This window comes from Nocardiopsis sp. NPDC055551 (assembly GCF_053619415.1).
In genome coordinates this window covers 521977-538079 of record NZ_JBSHJJ010000001.1, presented here as the reverse complement: position 1 = coordinate 538079, position 16103 = coordinate 521977, and the positions used below count along the sequence as shown (strand labels likewise).

Genomic DNA, 16103 nt, shown 5'->3' with positions numbered 1-16103 from the left:
CCTCCTCACCACTCCGCGAAGGAGCCGTCGTCGTGGGTCCACAGCGGGGGCCGCCAGCGGTGGCCCTTCCGGTCCGCCCTTCGCACCGCGTCCTCGTCCACGTCCACGCCCAGCCCCGGGGCGTCGGTCCTGTGGATGTGCCCGTCGGGGAAGGCGAAGACGTCGGCGTCCAGGACGTAGTCGAGCAGTTCGGCGTCCCGGTTGTAGTGGATGCCGATGCTCTGTTCCTGGATGAGGAAGTTGGGGGTGGCGAAGGCGACCTGGAGGCTCGCCGCCAAGGCCAGGGGGCCGAGCGGGCAGTGCGGTGCCAGAAGGACGTCGTAGGTCTCGGCCAGGGAGGCGATCCTGCGCACCTCGGAGATCCCTCCCGCGTGGGACAGGTCGGGTTGGGCGACCGCGATGCCGGCCTGGAGGGCGGGGAGGAAGTCGCCGCGGCCGAACAGGCGCTCTCCCGTGGCGATGGGCACCGGGCTGCACCGTACGACGTCGCCCAGCAGGTGCCCGTACTCGGGCAGCACGGGTTCCTCCACGAACATGGGGCGCAGGGGTTCCAGCAGGGGCAGGACCCGGCGTGCGGTGGCCGCGTTGAAGCGGCCGTGGAAGTCCACGGCCACGTCCCGGTCCGGGCCCAGTACCTCGCGTACCCCGGCCAGCCGCTCCACGACGCCGTCGAGCTCGCGGACGGTGGCCGAGCGGCCCATCACCCCCGAGGCGTTCATCTTCACGGCGGTCAGACCGGACTCCACGCGCGCGGCGACCGAGTCCGCCAGTTCCGCCGGGTCGTCACCGCCGACCCAGCCGTACACGCGCACCTTGTCTCGGACGGGGCCGCCGAGGAGTCGGTGCACGGGAACGCCCAGGGTCTTGCCCGCGATGTCCCACAACGCCTGGTCGAGCCCCGCGACCGCGCTGGACAGCACCGGCCCGCCCCGGTAGAAGGCGGCCTTGGTGAGTCGCTGCCAGTGGTACTCGATGGGGGCGGGGTCCTGGCCCAGGAGGAGTTCGGACAGCTCCTCCACCGCGGCCCGCACGGTCTCGGCCCGGCCCTCCACCACGGGCTCGCCCCAGCCGACGATCCCGGCGTCGGTCTCCACCCGGCACATCAGCCACCGGGGCGGCACCAGGAAGGTCTCGATACGGGTGATTCTCACTGTGGTCTCTCCAGTCGATCTTCGGTCGCGTCGTACTCGGTGACGCGAAGCTGGTCCGCCCTGGCCTGGGCCAGCAGGGAACGCATGGCGGCCTCGGCCGCGAGGGGATCACCGGCGACGACCGCCTCGGTGACCGCGCCGTGGCTGGGCACCGGATCGCCATGGTCGCCCCCGTGGACCAGGCGGTCGCGTTCGGACAGCCCCGCGGCGAAGAAGACGTCCGTGCGGGTGAACAGCTCGTTGTGCGTGGCGTCCAGCAGGGCCCTGTGCCAGCGCAGGTCGGCCCGCACGGCGGCTTCGGCCGGTCCCTGGACCGAGGCCGCGATGTCGGCGAGCGCGGCGCGCAGCTCGACGACGTCGGCGTCCTCACGGCGTCCGGCCGCCAGCCGGGCGGCGGCCGGTTCCAGGGCGTCACGCAGTTCGGCCAGCTCCTGGAAGAAGACGTCGCCCGCCCCGGCGGCGATCCGCCACCGGACCACGTCCGGGTCGAGCAGGTTCCAGTCCCCTCGCGGACGCACGAACGTCCCCTTCTTCTGCCGCGAGCCCACCAGGCCCTTGGCCGCCAGAACCTTGATCGCCTCGCGGAGCGCGGTCAGGCTCAGGTCGAGTTCCTCGCTGAGCGCGACCAGGTCGATCGTCTCCCCCTCACCGAACCCGCCGGAGAGCAGGCGCTCACCCAACAACCGCACCGTCTGGCCGTGCACACCGCGTCCCGAATAGGCCGCCATCACTTCCTCCGCTCCAGGCGTCCGGTCACGAGGACGCCTTGTAGATACTCCACCCTCCGTCGACCGGGACACTCGCCCCGGTGACGTAGGAGGCCTCGGCGGAGGCCAGGAAGGAGATGACGGAGGCGACCTCGTCGGGGTCCCCGAAGCGGCCCGCGGCGGTCTGGGCGACGCTGGCGCGACGTTCCTCCTCCCCCACCCCCTCCCAGGCGGCGGTGAGGACGGGCCCGGGCAGTACGCAGTTGACGCGCACCCGCGGACCGTATTCGACGGCGAGTTGGCGGGTCAGGGCGGTGAGGCCGCCCTTGCCGGTGGCGTAGGCCGGTCGGCCGGGCAGTCCGAACCAGGCGTGGACCGAGGAGGTGACGACCACGCTTCCCTCACGGGCGATCAGGTCGTCCAGGCAGGCGCGAACCCCGAGGAAGGCCCCGGTGAGGTTGACGGCCAGTTGGCGCTCCCAGGAGGCGAGTGTGGTCTCGTGGGCGGGCGCCTCCTCGAACGTGTAGGCGTTGGAGACGAGGACGTCCACCGGACCGAAGGCGCTTCGGGCCTGGGCCACGACCCGATCCCAGGAGGCTTCGTCGCTCACGTCCGCCCGCACGGCCAGCGCGCGTCCGCCCCGCGCACGGATGCGTTCGGCGGCCCCCTCCAGGCTCGGGGACAGGTCGGTCATCACCACCGCGGCCCCCTCGGCGGCGAGGCGGCGGGCGGTGGCCTCGCCGATGCCCCGTGCCGCTCCGGTGACCACGGCGGTCACTCCGTCGTGCCTGGTCTTGGTCATGTCTCTCCCTTACGGTACGAACTCGACGTCGGTCGCGGTGTGCTCGTCGGCTCCGGGGATCGGGGCGGCCCAGTGTGTCGGCTCTCCCGGCCGGGTCCGGGCCACGACGTGTCCGGATGCCCGGTGGAGGAGGTCGCCGGAACGCAGGGCGGTGAAGGTCCCGGCCAGCCGCCCTCCCCTGGCGTCGAACCCGGTCCAGTGCGGTGGCTCGCTCCAGAAGCCGTCGGGGACCACCTCGGAGACCGGTTCGGCCCCCGCACCGAAGCCGAACTCGATGCCCAGGGTCGTTCGTCCCCCCGGTGCGAGCTCGGTGCGCGGCCCCAGTGCCTCGACCTCGGTCACCCGGTCCACCGGGTACAGCCCGCCCAGGTGCTCCAACGGTCGCTCAACCGGCGCTTCCAACCAGACCTCTGCCCGGGACCCGGAATCGGGGTAGTCGGCCCCCTCGTTCACGTCGAAGCGCTGGGTGAGCGTGCCCGAGGCGCCCACGTGGGCCAGCCATCCGGACGCCGTGGGGAAGCCGACCTTGCCGACGACCTCCTGCGAGGGCACCCGCATCACCCGGGGCGTGTGTTCCACCACGCGCGGGTGGCCGTTGCCGGCGACGAGCGCGACGACGTGGGGCCCGTCCCCTCGTACGCCCACGAAGACGCCACCGGCGTCCTCCCTCGTGGCGGGCGCGCCGTCGATCTGGGTCACGTTCCACAGCGCCCACCGGCGCACCGTGTCGGAGACGTTGACCGCCTCCAGCTCCAGCCGGTAGCCGGCGACGCCCGGTTCCAGGGTCAGGCGACGGCGTAGGCGCAGGCCCGACCTAGGGTCGTCCCCACTGGTGAGGGTGAGCGTGACGGAGCCGTCCGGCGCGGAGACGATCTCGACGGCGTAGTGGCCCGAGTCCAGGACGGAATCGGGCGGACCGGCCCACTCGTGGGGGCCGTCCCACCCCTGGGGCGCGGGCCAGGTCTTGTCGCCGCCGACGTTGTTCCAGGCGCTCATCGGCCCGTCCACCGGGCCGAGCACCACGCCTTCCACGGGGCGCAGGTCCTCGTCCAGCAGACGGGAGTTGCGGTACAGGTGTTCGTGTCCGCGATGGCGGACCGACAGGACGCGGCCGCCCAGTCCGGGCGCCGCGACCAGCCGGACCGGCCCGTTGTCGAGCACGATCAGCTCGCGCGCGCCCGAACCCTCATGGCGGACCTCGACGGGACTCATCCTTCCTCCCGATTCACCAGGCACACCTTGCCCCGGCTCTCGCCCGCGGCGAGCCGGTAGGCGGTGTCGGCCTCGGTGAGATCGAAACGGTCGGAGACCACGCGTTCCGGGGACAGCCCCCACCGGACCAGGTTCACCGACAACTCGGCCATGGCCGGTAGCGAGGTCACCCAGGAGGCGTACAGGGTGAGCTGCTTGTGCAGGAGGGTGTCGGACACCTCGGTCTCCAGCGTGCCGCCCTCGCCTACCAGCGAGACCCGTCCCCACTCGGCCGCGTTCTCCAGGGCCAGGGAGCGGCCCGGGCGCGAGCCCGAGCAGTCGATGACCGTCGCCGCGCCCCGGCCGGCGGTGGCCCGGCCGATCGTCTCGGCCGCCTCCGCCGGTGCGGCGAGGGTGTCGAAGACGTCCAGGTCGGCGGCCCACGCGCGGCGCCGCTCGTTGGGTTCCACCCCGATGACCCGGGTGGCTCCCATGCCCCGGCCGATCATGCCGGCGGCCAGGCCGACCGGTCCCAGGCCGACGACGAGCAGGTCCCCGTCGCCGTCGACCCCGATGCGCCGCAGCCCTTCGTAGGCGGTGCCGAACCCGCAGGCGATGAGCGCCCCGTCCACGAAGGAGAGTTCGTCGGGCAGGGGGACGCAGGTCGATTCCTCGGCCAGCAGGTACTCGGCGTGGCCGCCGTCGCGCTGCCAGCCGTAGGAGGCCCGGTCGGGTGCCGTGCAGCTGATCATGTAGCCGCGCCGGCAGTTGTCGCACAGCCCGCATCCGGCGATGTGGTAGACGATGACCCGGTCTCCCGGGCCGAACCTTCGGCATCCCGGACCGGCCTGGACGATGGTCCCGGAGGGTTCGTGGCCCGCGACGACGCCGCGGTAGGCGGGCCCGTCGACGCCGCGGTGGGTCTTGTGCTCGTGGTAGATGTAGCCGATGTCGCTGCCGCAGATGCCCGAGGCCCCGACCCTCAACAGGACCTGGCCGGGTCCGGGCTCGGGCACGGGCAGGGTCTCCACGACCGCGGTGGAGTCGCCGGGCAGGCGTACCCCGCGCATGGTCGGGGGCGGGGTGTTCGGGTCCGTCACGTTCATGTCGATGTTCCCCCGTTCGGGTCAGGCGAGTCGGTTGGCGGCGCTGCGCCGGCTGATGACGACGTTGATCAGGACGGCCCCGACGATGATGAGGCCGCGCACCACGTCCTGGAAGAACGAGTTGACTCCGAGCAGCACCAGACCGTTGGCGATGACGGTGATGAAGACGACGCCGAGGAAGGTGCCCCCGAGCGAGCCGCGTCCACCGGCGAGCGCGGTGCCCCCGATGACGACGGCGGCGATGACGTCGAACTCCAGGCCCGCCGCGGCACCGCCGTTGCCCGAGCCCAGACGTGCGGCGAGCAGCACACCGGTGATGGCGGCGAGCAGCCCGGTGGTGGCGAACAGCAGGATGCGGACCCGGGCCACGTTGAGCCCGGCCAGTTGGGCGGCGGCCGCGTTGCCGCCGGTGGCGTACACGGACCGACCATAGGCGGTGTACTTGGCCACGTAGGCGAAGACCGCGAACAGCACGAGCATGACCAGCGCGGCCGTGGGCACACCCAGGACGGACCCGCCGAGCACGTCGAACAGGGCGCTCTCGGGCAGCGGCACGGGTAGCGCGTCGGTCATGTACAACGCCAGCCCGCCCAGCACGCTCCACAGGCCCAGCGTGGTGATGAAGGAGGGCACGTTGAACCGGGCTCTGAGCCACCCGGCGAGCGCGCCCCACAGCAGACCCATGGCCAGGGTGAGCAGGATGGCGCCGAGGACTCCCAGGTTCCACTCCGTGGCGCCCTTGGCGACGATGACCGAGGCGAAGGCCACGGCCGGGCCGATGCTGATGTCGATCTCCCCGGCGATGATCACCAGGGTGACGCCCCAGGCCGCGATGCCGATCGTCGCGGCGTTGCGCAGCAGGCCGAGTTGGTTGTCCATGCTCAGGAACCCGGAGGCGGAGAGCCCGAGGACGATGTAGAGGATGAGGATGGCGGCCAGGAGGCCGATCTCGTTGAGGCGGTGGCCGTAGCGGCCGATGAGGTCGCCACGGGCGGAGACCGCTTCGCCGGTGACCTTGGTCGTGGTGGTCATTGTTACCTCGCCCTTCACGCCGCCATCGCGGCGGCCATGATGTTGTCCAGGGTGATGTCTTCGCCGGTGAACTCGCCCTCCAGGCGGCCACCGCGCAGGGCCAGCACGCGGTCGCACACGAGCGGGAGTTCCTCCAGTTCGCTGGAGACGAAGAGGACCGCGGCGCCCTGCTCCGCGAGTTCGCGGACGATCGCGTAGATCTGGGCCTTGGCCTCCACGTCCACGCCGCGGGTGGGCTCGTCCAGGAGCAGGATGCGGCTTCCGGCGTGCAGCCAACGGCCGATGACGGCCTTTTGCTGGTTGCCGCCGCTGAGGTTGACGATGGGGGTCTCGGGTGTGGCCGCCTTGATGGACAGCCGATCGATGAGGTCGCGTCCGATGGAGGAGACCCGTGAGGGAAGCACGGTCCCGGCCCGGGACGCCCCTCCGTACCAGGTCATGACCATGTTCTCGGAGACTCCGAGAAGGGGGACCACGCCTTCTCCCTTGCGGTCCTCGGGGGTGATGCCCACGCCCAGGCGCCGCATCGTGCGCGGGGTGGGGCGGGCCACCGGCCCGCCGTCCACCTCTACGGTGCCCTGGGACGGGGTGAACCCGGCCAGCGCGCGCAGGAGTTCGGTGCGCCCGGACCCCATGAGGCCGCCCAGGCCCAGGACCTCACCGGGGTGGAGGTCGAAGGAGACGCTCTCGACCTTGGGCGGGACCGCCAGGTCGCGGACCGACAGCAAGGGCGTGTCCGAGAGGGGACTCCGACGCCGTGGCACGGTCTCCGCCTCCTCGGCGCGTTCGCCGAGCATGAGGGAGACGATGCGCTCGGTGGTGGCGCCTTGGATCGGCACCGTCTCCACGATGGCGCCGTCGCGCATGACGGTGACGGTGTCGGCGACGCGGCGGATCTCGTCCAGGCGGTGACTGACGTAGATGACGCCCACTCCGCGTGCGGCCACGCGGGTGACGGCCTCCAGGACGGCCTCCGCCTCGGCCGCGGCCAGGGCGCTGGTGGGTTCGTCCAGGATGAGGAGTCGGGGCCTGGACCGGAAGGCGCGTGCGATCTCGACGAGCTGTTGTTGGGCCAGGGGCAGCTCTCCGACGCGGGTGCCGGGAGAGATGCGCACTCCGAGTTCGGTGAAGATCTCCTCGGCCCCGGACGTCATGGCGGCGTAGTCGATGCGTCCACGTCCCTTGGGCCAGGACCCGAGGTAGAGGTTCTCCGCCGCCGAGAGCTCCGGGACCAGGCTGAGTTCCTGGTAGACGGTGCCCACGCCGAGCTCGGCGGAACGGCGGATCCCACCCTCTCCGAGGGGGAGGTCACCGATCTCGATCTCGCCCTCGTCGGGGGTCTCCACCCCCGCCAGCAGCCGGATCAGGGTGGACTTGCCGGCTCCGTTGCGGCCGAGCAGGGCGCGGACCTCTCCGGCGTGGATCTCGAAGTCCGCGTGGTCCAGGGCGGTGACTCCGGGGTAACTCTTGGTCGCGCCGCGCACGCGGGCCACGACCTTCGTGGCGGGTGCCGCCTCGACGGGGTTGTCGCTCATGGGTGCTCCATGGATGGGACGAAGGATGGACGGGTGGTCGGGGAAGAACCGTCAGGGGATGCCCTCCGGATGGGTCTGGAGCCACTCCTCGCCGTCCTCGGGTGTGGTGTAGAGGTCGATGGGGGCCGGGGTGACGAACTCGTCGGACTCCTCACCCGCGATGACGCGCTCGACCGTCTCACCGGCCAGGAGTCCCACCTCGATGCCGGAGATGTCGACGTTGGCCTTGAGGATCGTGTGGTCCGACAGCGCGCGGGCGGCGTCGGTGGACATGTCGCTGCCGAAGACCACTACCTCGCCCTCCGCACCGCGGTTGCCCACGGCGCGGACCGCGCCCATGGTGGCTCCGCCGGCCTCGCCGTAGAAGGCGTCCAGGTCGGGGTGGGCGGTGAGGAGGCGCTCGCCCACGTCGACGGCCTCGTCGATGGTGGCGCCCTCCTGGTTGGCCACGATCCGCGCCTCGGGCAGGCGATCGAAGAGCGCTTCCTCGAACCCCTCGCGGCGCTGTACGCAGACCTCGACGAACTCGCAGTTGAGGACGGCGATCTGCGGATCCTCCACCCCTTCGCCCTCGAAGTGGTCCGCGGCGGAGTCGCCGAGCAGACGTCCGAACTCGTGGGGATCACCGAGGATGTAGGAGGTCACGTACTCCTGGGCGGCCTCGTCCTCGATGCAGGTGTTGTAACAGATCACCGGCACGCCGCTCTCGTGGGCCAGGCGCAGGGCCGGGACCGAGGCGGTGGCCGAGACCGGTGACAGGACCAGGGCGTCGACGTCGGCCGATGAGGCGACGTCGACGAAGGTGCTCTCCTCCGAGGCGTCGCCGCGGGCGTTGAGCTCCAGGAGTTGGAGTTCGCGTCCGGAGTTCTCGGCGTAGTCCTGCATGCCCTGGCGGACACCCGCGTAGAAACCCTGCGCGTCCATGTAGACCACGCCGATCCGGCCGTCCTCTCCGAGCCGGGCGCCGCATCCGGCGAGTGTCAGCACGCACAGGATGGCGGCGAGCGTGGCGAGCGCGCGGCCCGGGGGGCGTGGCGGTCGTCTGCCCATGGGGGTCCTCCTTGACGTAGGGCGTACCGCTCACCTGCGCGGACGCCTTTATCGACTGCGCCCGAGCATCGCAGAGTGACCTATGTAACGTCAAGAATAAATACTAATTAATTATTTTACGGATGGCGGTGCCGGCCCCTGACCCCGAACGCACGTCGGGGAGGCTCCCCGAACGGGAGCCTCCCCGGAGCACCGCCTCGCGCTACTTCACCGCCCCCGCCGACAGTCCGGACACGAGGTAGCGCTGGATCAGCATGAACGCGATGACCACCGGCAGGGAGATGGTCAGCGATGCCGCCAGGAGCTGGTTCCACAGCGTGTCGGTCTGGCTGGTGTAGAGCTTGAGCCCGATGGAGAGCGTGCGGGTCTCGGTGTCGGTCAGCACCGACGCGAACAGCACCTCGCCCCAAGCCGTGATGAACGCGAACACACCGACCGCGATGATGCCGGGCCTGGCCACCGGAAGGATGACACGGACCAAGGCGCCGACCCTGGTGGTGCCGTCGATCATCGCCGCCTCCTCCAACCCCTCGGGGATGGCGCTGAAGTACCCGGCCAGCATCCAGATCGAGAACGGCAGGGCGAAGGTCAGATAGGTGATGATCAGCCCGAGGTAGGAACCGGTGAGCTCGATACCGATGAGGTCCTCCACCCGCACGAAGATCAGGAAGAGCGGTAGCAGGAACAGGATGCCCGGGAACATCTGTGTCGAGAGCACCGTCATGCTGAACAATCGCTTGCCGCGAAAACGCAGTCGCGACAGCGGGTAGGCCGCGAGTACCGCCACCAGCAGCGCCAGGACCGTGGCCGTGGTCGTGACGATGAGGCTATTGACGAGATAGCTCGCCAAGGGGATCGTCGTCCACATGTCCACGAACGGTTGGAAGGTGATCCGGTCGGGGAACCACGTGAACGTCCCCCTGACGTTTTCCAATGGCTTCACCGAGGTCACCACCAACACATACAGCGGCAGCACGGTGAACACGGTGAGAAAGGTCAAGACGACCCTTCGAAACCAACGGAACCCCCTGGTCTCAATCATTGCCACTCCCCTTGGGCAGCACCATTCGGACGTACATCGCCGACGCGACGATCAACACGACCAGCAACATCACGCTCATCGCGGCGCCCAACCCGAAGTTCCAGTTGACGAAGGAATGCTCATAGATGAGTGGCGATATCAATCGTGCGCTCTCGGGCGAGGTATCGCCGAAGAGCAGATAGGGGATGTTGAACTCATTGAACGTCCACAACCCCATGACGAGCAGGACGACCAGGTTCGCCGATCGGACCATGGGCAGCGTGATGTCGGTGAACCGTTTCCATGTCGAGGCGCCGTCGATGGCGGCGGCCTCGTAGACGTCCGCGGGGATGCTCTGTAGCGCCGCCAACAACATCAGGAACGCGAACGGCCACAGGCGCCACACCGACACGATCACCAGCACCCAGAACGCGTTCTCACCGATGAGCCAGAAGGGACGTTCGTCCAACAGGCCCATGTCCTGCACCAGCACGCGGTTGACCATGCCGTCGCGCTGGTTGAACATGAACGCCCAGAGAATGGCGGCGACGTAGACCGGCAGCGCGTAGGGCACCAGGAACAGCGTGCGAAGCACGCCGCGCCCCCGGAACCTCGTGTTCAGCGCGACGGCCGCCGCCATGCCCAGCGCCCACGACAACCCCACCACCAGCACGGTGTAGACGATGGTGCGGATGAGGCTTTCGAACAGGGCGTTGCCCAGGGCGCTCCCGGGGTCGAGGCCGCGTACGAAGTTGTCGAACCAGACGAACGGCGCCGTCGTCCATCGCCGGATGGTCAGCTGCGTCAGCGAGGTGAACGCGATGTAGATCCCCAGAAGCATGGGGATGATGTGGACCAGCAACTCCAGCACCGCCGCCGGCAGGATCATGCCGTACGGCAGGAACCACCCGGGTCGGCGCGACCGTCGCCGGTCGGACCCGGGCGCGGCACCGGACCGCGGTTCTTCGGTGAACGACATCTGGTGCCCTCCAGGGGTACGCCGCTCAGTTCGCGGCGTCCATCTCGGCCTCGGCGTCCTCCATGGCCTGACGGACGTCGGCCTCGGTGATCTCGCTTCCGGTCGCTATGTCGGCGAAGATCCCACCGATCGCCGCACCGAGCACCGTCTCCATCTGTCCCTCTTCGGGGATCAACGGCATCGGTTCGGAGTGTTCGGTGAGGATCCGTTGGAAGGTGTCCATCGACTCGTCCTGGAGGTCTTCGTTGTCGTAGGACTCGGTGGCCACCGGCAGCGTCTGGAACTCCTGCGAGAGGTAGACCTGCTCCTGCGGGCTGGTCAGGTGCTCGACCAACCGCAACGCGCCCTCTTGGTCGTCGGTGTCGTTGAAGACACTGATGTTGATGCCGGCCGCGAGGCTCTGAATCGGATCCCCCGGAAGCGGGTCGAGCATGGGCACCTCGGCGATCTCGTAGTCGTCGAAATCGCGGGCGGCCATGGTGGTGCGGGCGCTGCCCTGCACGATGATCATGGCCGAGCGCCCGTCGACGAAGTCGCTGATGGCCTGGGTGCCGTCGCTGAACTCGGCGCTACTGGGGTCGACGACGTCCTCCACGGCCATCAGGTCCACCCACTGCTTGACCGCGGCGACCTGCTCGTCGGAGGAGAACGTGGGCCCCTGCTCCGCCCACAGGTGTCCGCCCTGCTGTCGACCGAGGATGAAGGCCATGTGGGAGTTCTGGCGCTCGTTGCCGCCCTCCAGCCCGAATCCGTACTGGTCGATCTCACCGTCGTCATCGGTGTCACGGGTCAACTCGTTCGCGGTGTCGACGAACTCCTCCCACGTCGCGGGCGGCTCCTCGATGCCCGCCTCCTCGAACATGGTGGGGTTGTAGAACAACGCGTAGGACAGGCCGTAGAGCGGCACCGACGTCGGGGGTTGTCCCTCGGCGCCACCGGTGGCGAAGCTGGTGGTGACGAAGCGTTCCTCTCCGCCCACCGCCTCCAGTTCCGCGCCCTCGAAAGGCACGAAGGCACCCGTCTCTTGAAGGCTGGCCGCCCAGGTGTTGCCGATGTTGAGCACATCGGGCGAATTGCCGCTACTGACCGCGGTGAGGATGCGGTTGTACAACTCACTCCAGGGGACGACCTCCAGTTCGACCTCGATTCCGGTCTCCTCCGTGAAGCGGTCGAGCGCGGGCTGAAGGACCTCCAGGTCCTCCTCCACACTCGCGCCCTGATTACTGGCCCAATAGGTCAGGGTCTCGCCCTCGGAACCTTCGTCGGGACCGCAGGCGGTCAGTGCGGCGACGAGTCCGAGCGCGGTCGAAGCGGACAACACCGCTCTGGCGGAAATCTTCACGACCGTCTCCGTTTCCCATTGGTCATGCGCACCCGCCCATCACCGACGGTTCGGAGCGCAATGGAATCGACCGGCCACGTGTTCTCCGATCGGCCTCCGACCAATCAGGTAAACCGGTTTACCGCGCAAGTGTAAGTGAGATCTCGCGGACATAGCAGAGGTGGTTGTGAAACCGTTACTCGGGCGGGTCCGGCCGCCCGGAGGACTCCCTCAGACAAAGCTCACCGGTCATCACGGTCGACAGCGGCGGTTCCTGTCCCTTGAGCATGTCCAACAGAATGCGCGCCCCGGCGCTGCCCAGCGCTCGATGCCTGCTACGGACGGTCGACAGCGGCGGCGAGACGAACGAGGCCAGGGGGATGTCATCGAATCCGGCCACCGCCACGTCGTCGGGGACGGCCAGTCCGGCCTTCCCCAATACCGAGTAGCCCCCTACGGCCATGATGTCGCTGCCGTAGAAGATGGCCGTGGGGCGTTCGTCGACGTGCAGGTCGATGAGGCGCTGTGTGGCCCGGGCCCCACCCTCGATGGTGTAACCCCCCTGTTCCTCGACCGGGCCCGGTTCCAGCCCGAACTCGCGGACCGCCCGCTCCCAGTGACGCCTGCGCTGGAAGGCGTGCAGCATGTCGGGGGCACCCTGGACATGGGCGATACGACGATGGCCCGCCTCCACGAAGCGCCGCACGAGACCGCGGATCGCCTCCTCGGAGTCGATGGTGACGGAGGGAAGGTCCGTGGAACCCTCGGGCACACCGACCACGACGGCGGGCGCGCCCACCCGGCGCAACAACTCGGGACGACCATCGTCCACCCGCAGGTCGGTGACGAGGAAACCGTCGACGAAGCGGTCATTGAACAACCGCTCATAGGTCGCGGTCTCGGTCCGCGTGTCGGGCACGAAGCGGATGACGGTGGCGTGCTCCTCACCGGAGAGCACCGACTCGATACCCGACAGGACCGAGGGGAAGAACGCGTCGAAGTCGAGTATCTCGGGGGAACGACGCACCACCAGACCGATGGTGCCCAGCGGCTTGCCGTTGAGCGCGCGTGCGGCGTAGCTCGGGCTCCAGCCCAGCTCCACCGCCGCCTGACGAATGCGCTCACGGGTTTCGGAGCTGGCCCCGGTGCCGCTGTTCAAAGCCCGCGACACCGCGCCCTTGGACACGCCCGCTCGTCTGGCGACGTCACTGATCGTGGGACGCTTTCGTCCCGGGTTCCCACTCGTCATAGGTGGGATGATAGTGGGACCGGGGTCCACGCCCCGATCGGCCATATCCGGGCGCGGATCCCCGACTCACCCCTGGGCACGGGGTTCGTCGTGCAACGGTTCCACGGGCGGGGCGGTGCCGCCCTGGAGTTCGTGCTCCAGGGCGTCGAGTTCGGCGCCCCCGGCCATGTGGTGGGCGAGTTCCTGCGGCGACAGGTTCTCGCGGGGCTCGTCCAGTTCCACCGCGCCCAGTTTGAGCACGGTGAAGTGGTCACCGACCAGGTGGGCGTGGTGGGGGTTGTGGGTGATGAACACGACGCCCAGCCCGGCCTCGCGTGCGGCGTTGACGTACTTGAGCACCACCCCGGACTGTTTGACCCCGAGCGCGGCGGTGGGCTCGTCCAGGATGAGCACCCGCGCCCCGAAGTAGATGGCACGGGCGATCGCCACCACCTGGCGCTGTCCACCGGACAGGTGACCCACGGGCGCGTCGATGTCGGGCAGGTCGATGCCGATCTTGCGCAGTTCGGTGTCGGCGATGGAACGCATGCGCGCCACGTCCAGCATCGACAGAGGGCCCCGCCCTCGACGGAGTTCCGAACCGAGGAAGAAGTTGCGCCACACCGGCATCAGCGGCACCAACGCCAGGTCCTGGTAGACGGTGGCGATGCCCCGGTCCAGGGCCTGGCGCGGCGAGGTGAACGTCACCGGTTCGCCGTCCACCAGGTACTCCCCCGTCGTGGGCCCGTACAGGCCGGACAGGATCTTGATCAGCGTGGACTTGCCGGCGCCGTTGTCGCCGAGCACGCAGGTGACCCGTCGGGCGTGAACGCGCAGGTCCACACCGGTCAGGGCACGGATGTTGCCGAAGTGGCGATGCACGCCGCGCAGCTCCAGCAGGGGTGTGTCGTCGCCCATGCTCACCTCCGATCGGCCTGGGTGCGCACCCAGCCGTTGATCACGACGGCGGCGAGCAGCATCGCGCCGACGAAGAACATGACCAGGTTGTTGTCCCAACCCGCGTAGACGATGCCCTGTCGGGTCATCCCGTAGATGAACGCGCCGATGGCGGCGCCGATCACCGTTCCATAGCCGCCGGTGAGCAGGCATCCGCCCACGACGGCGGCCATGATGTACAGCAGCTCGTTGCCCACGCCCTCGCCGGACTGGACGGTGTTGAACGCGAAGAGCAGGTGCATGCCGGAGAACCAGGCGAAGAAGCCCACCGTCATGAACAGGCCGATCTTGACCCCGGCGACGGGAACACCGACGGCGCGTGCGCTTTCGGCGTCGCCGCCCACCGCGTAGATCCAGTTGCCCACGCGGGTGCGCACCAGTACCCAGGTGGCCAGGGCCACGAACAGCAGCCACCACAGGACGGTGATCCGCACCGACACCCCGCCCACGGAGATGGTGGAGGCGAACACCGTCCGGGCCGACTCGAAGCCGTCCATGTCGGAGATGTCGCGGGTGGACACTCCCCCGGTGACCAGGCGGGTGACCGCGATGTTGACGCCCTGCAGCATGAGGAACATCGACAGGGTCACCAGGAAGCTGGGCAGTTTGGTGCGGGTGAGGATCCAACCGTTGAGGAACCCCACCGCCAGGGCCACCGCGAGCGCGAACAGGGCGCCGACCCACACGTTCAGCGAGAACCACCAGGCGAACATGGACGCGCTCAGCGCGGAGGTGATGACGGCGACCCCCGCGGACAGGTCGAACTCGCCGCCGATCATCAGCAGGGCCACGCCCACCGCCATGATGCCGATGGTGGAGCCCGCGTAGAGCACGGTGGCCATGGCCGAACCGGTGCGGAAGGGTTCCGCGATGGCGAAGAACACCGCGAACACGACGACGGCGCCCAGCAGCGACCCGACCTCGGGGCGGGTCAGGAAGCGGCGCAACGGACCCCGTCGTCCCACGCGCAGTGTCTTCTCCCCGCCCTCGGCGGCGGGCGGCACCTTAGGTACCACTGTGCTGCCCATGGTCAGCGCGTTCCTCTCTCCGCGTACTCGGCGACCTCGTCGATGTTGGTCTCGTCGATGAACGCCGGTCCGGTCAGGACGGGTTCTCCGCCGCCCAGGGTGTTGCCGTTGGTGCGGTACAGCCATAGCGACTCCACCGCCATGTATCCCTGTAGGTAGGGCTGTTGGTCCACTGCCCACAGCACGTCGCCGTCCTGCAGGGCGGCGACGAGTTCGGCGTTGGTGTCGAAGGTGGCGATGGCCGCCTCGCTGCCGGCGTCGTCGACGGCGTCCAGCGCGGTGATGGCGATCGGGGCGCCCAGGGCGGCGACCAGGTCGATGTCGGTGGACTCCTCCAGACGGGCGGAGATGGCCGAACGCGCCTCGGGCATGTTGGCGCTGTCGACGTAGAGCGTCTCGGAGTCGCCGTCGAACTCCTCGGTCAGACCCTCACAGCGCGACTCCAGGCCCACGTTGCCCTGTTCGTGGATGACGCAGACGACGTTCTCCAGGCCCTCCTCGTCGAGGCGTTCGCCGAACGCCTCACCGGCCAGATACTCGTCGGTGCCGAAGTACTGCTGCACGCCCAGGTCCTGCCATTGTTCGATACCGGAATTGAGGGCCACGACCGGGATGTCGGCGGCCTCCGCGGCGGCCAGCGCCCCCTCCATCGCCTCGGGGCTGGGCAGGGTGACGGCGATACCGTCGACGCCGCGGTCGACGGCGTTCTGCACCAGGCTCGCCTGTTCACCGGCCTCGGGGTCGGAGGCGTACTCCAGTTCGACGCCGCTCTTCTCGGCGGAGGCCTCGGCGCCGTTGCGCACGATGTCCCAGAAGGTGTCGCCCTGCACCTGGTGGGTGATCATGGCGATGGTCAGGTCGACGTTCTCGGTGTCCTGCGCGGACTGTTCCCTACCGCCCTCGGAACTACAGGCGGTGGCGAACAGGAGCGCGCCCGCGGCTCCCAGGGCCATGGCCCGAGTGGTGGGTGTACGTCGCATCGTTGGCCTCCGGGG

At 69.3% G+C, this 16103-nt stretch carries 15 protein-coding genes; all 15 read right to left on the bottom strand.

Annotation, left to right across the window (positions count from 1 at the left end):
• Window positions 1-5: 5 nt before the first annotated feature.
• The 15 genes from dgoD to ACWGSK_RS02115 all read right to left on the bottom strand — a co-directional run bounded on the left by dgoD (window position 6) and on the right by ACWGSK_RS02115 (window position 16088).
• On the bottom strand, window positions 6-1151 hold the full coding sequence (gene dgoD, locus ACWGSK_RS02185; protein ID WP_452455029.1) for a galactonate dehydratase: 1146 nt from the start codon (window positions 1149-1151) through the stop codon (window positions 6-8).
• Window positions 1148-1879 (bottom strand): FadR/GntR family transcriptional regulator, encoded by a 732-nt coding sequence (locus ACWGSK_RS02180; RefSeq protein ID WP_358509089.1) that lies wholly within the window; start codon window positions 1877-1879, stop codon window positions 1148-1150. The genes dgoD and ACWGSK_RS02180 overlap by 4 nt, the downstream gene beginning before the upstream one ends.
• A gap of 25 nt (window positions 1880-1904) precedes the next feature.
• Window positions 1905-2660: an SDR family NAD(P)-dependent oxidoreductase gene (locus tag ACWGSK_RS02175; RefSeq protein WP_358509091.1), complete on the bottom strand. Its 756-nt coding sequence runs from the start codon at window positions 2658-2660 to the stop codon at window positions 1905-1907.
• A gap of 9 nt (window positions 2661-2669) precedes the next feature.
• Entirely contained in the window at window positions 2670-3872 is a 1203-nt protein-coding gene (locus tag ACWGSK_RS02170; RefSeq protein WP_452455028.1) for a hypothetical protein, read from the bottom strand.
• On the bottom strand, window positions 3869-4957 hold the full coding sequence (locus tag ACWGSK_RS02165; RefSeq protein WP_452455027.1) for a zinc-dependent alcohol dehydrogenase family protein: 1089 nt from the start codon (window positions 4955-4957) through the stop codon (window positions 3869-3871). The genes ACWGSK_RS02170 and ACWGSK_RS02165 overlap by 4 nt, the downstream gene beginning before the upstream one ends.
• A gap of 21 nt (window positions 4958-4978) precedes the next feature.
• Entirely contained in the window at window positions 4979-5989 is a 1011-nt protein-coding gene (locus tag ACWGSK_RS02160; RefSeq protein ID WP_358509099.1) for an ABC transporter permease, read from the bottom strand.
• 14 nt (window positions 5990-6003) lie between these two features.
• A complete protein-coding gene (locus tag ACWGSK_RS02155; RefSeq protein ID WP_358509102.1) occupies window positions 6004-7524 on the bottom strand; it encodes a sugar ABC transporter ATP-binding protein in 1521 nt (506 codons plus the stop codon).
• A gap of 51 nt (window positions 7525-7575) precedes the next feature.
• Window positions 7576-8574, bottom strand: a complete 999-nt coding sequence (locus ACWGSK_RS02150; RefSeq protein WP_358509105.1) for a substrate-binding domain-containing protein — start codon at window positions 8572-8574, stop codon at window positions 7576-7578.
• A 202-nt stretch (window positions 8575-8776) separates the two neighbouring features.
• Window positions 8777-9574: a carbohydrate ABC transporter permease gene (locus ACWGSK_RS02145; protein WP_358509108.1), complete on the bottom strand. Its 798-nt coding sequence runs from the start codon at window positions 9572-9574 to the stop codon at window positions 8777-8779.
• A 34-nt stretch (window positions 9575-9608) separates the two neighbouring features.
• Window positions 9609-10574: a carbohydrate ABC transporter permease gene (locus ACWGSK_RS02140; RefSeq protein WP_358509111.1), complete on the bottom strand. Its 966-nt coding sequence runs from the start codon at window positions 10572-10574 to the stop codon at window positions 9609-9611.
• A gap of 25 nt (window positions 10575-10599) precedes the next feature.
• Window positions 10600-11916, bottom strand: a complete 1317-nt coding sequence (locus tag ACWGSK_RS02135) for an extracellular solute-binding protein (RefSeq protein ID WP_358509114.1) — start codon at window positions 11914-11916, stop codon at window positions 10600-10602.
• 175 nt (window positions 11917-12091) lie between these two features.
• Window positions 12092-13144 (bottom strand): LacI family DNA-binding transcriptional regulator, encoded by a 1053-nt coding sequence (locus ACWGSK_RS02130; protein ID WP_452455025.1) that lies wholly within the window; start codon window positions 13142-13144, stop codon window positions 12092-12094.
• Between the two features lie 66 nt (window positions 13145-13210).
• Window positions 13211-14041, bottom strand: coding sequence for an ATP-binding cassette domain-containing protein (locus tag ACWGSK_RS02125; RefSeq protein ID WP_358509120.1), 831 nt, complete (start codon window positions 14039-14041; stop codon window positions 13211-13213).
• Window positions 14042-14043: 2 nt separating this feature from the next.
• Window positions 14044-15108, bottom strand: a complete 1065-nt coding sequence (locus ACWGSK_RS02120) for an ABC transporter permease (protein ID WP_452455024.1) — start codon at window positions 15106-15108, stop codon at window positions 14044-14046.
• Window positions 15109-15110: 2 nt separating this feature from the next.
• Window positions 15111-16088: a substrate-binding domain-containing protein gene (locus ACWGSK_RS02115; RefSeq protein WP_452455023.1), complete on the bottom strand. Its 978-nt coding sequence runs from the start codon at window positions 16086-16088 to the stop codon at window positions 15111-15113.
• Window positions 16089-16103 lie beyond the last annotated feature (15 nt).

Bases quoted from the DNA above. Each gene is read 5' to 3' on its own strand.
- ACWGSK_RS02120 (WP_452455024.1), bottom strand. From the start codon at position 15,108: ATGGGCAGCACAGTGGTACCTAAGGTGCCGCCCGCCGCCGAGGGCGGG.
- ACWGSK_RS02180 (WP_358509089.1), bottom strand. From the start codon at position 1,879: ATGGCGGCCTATTCGGGACGCGGTGTGCACGGCCAGACGGTGCGGTTG.
- ACWGSK_RS02115 (WP_452455023.1), bottom strand. From the start codon at position 16,088: ATGCGACGTACACCCACCACTCGGGCCATGGCCCTGGGAGCCGCGGGC.
- ACWGSK_RS02160 (WP_358509099.1), bottom strand. From the start codon at position 5,989: ATGACCACCACGACCAAGGTCACCGGCGAAGCGGTCTCCGCCCGTGGC.
- ACWGSK_RS02130 (WP_452455025.1), bottom strand. From the start codon at position 13,144: ATGACGAGTGGGAACCCGGGACGAAAGCGTCCCACGATCAGTGACGTC.
- ACWGSK_RS02140 (WP_358509111.1), bottom strand. From the start codon at position 10,574: ATGTCGTTCACCGAAGAACCGCGGTCCGGTGCCGCGCCCGGGTCCGAC.
- ACWGSK_RS02165 (WP_452455027.1), bottom strand. From the start codon at position 4,957: ATGAACGTGACGGACCCGAACACCCCGCCCCCGACCATGCGCGGGGTA.
- ACWGSK_RS02175 (WP_358509091.1), bottom strand. From the start codon at position 2,660: ATGACCAAGACCAGGCACGACGGAGTGACCGCCGTGGTCACCGGAGCG.
- ACWGSK_RS02150 (WP_358509105.1), bottom strand. From the start codon at position 8,574: ATGGGCAGACGACCGCCACGCCCCCCGGGCCGCGCGCTCGCCACGCTC.
- ACWGSK_RS02170 (WP_452455028.1), bottom strand. From the start codon at position 3,872: ATGAGTCCCGTCGAGGTCCGCCATGAGGGTTCGGGCGCGCGCGAGCTG.
- ACWGSK_RS02125 (WP_358509120.1), bottom strand. From the start codon at position 14,041: ATGGGCGACGACACACCCCTGCTGGAGCTGCGCGGCGTGCATCGCCAC.
- ACWGSK_RS02155 (WP_358509102.1), bottom strand. From the start codon at position 7,524: ATGAGCGACAACCCCGTCGAGGCGGCACCCGCCACGAAGGTCGTGGCC.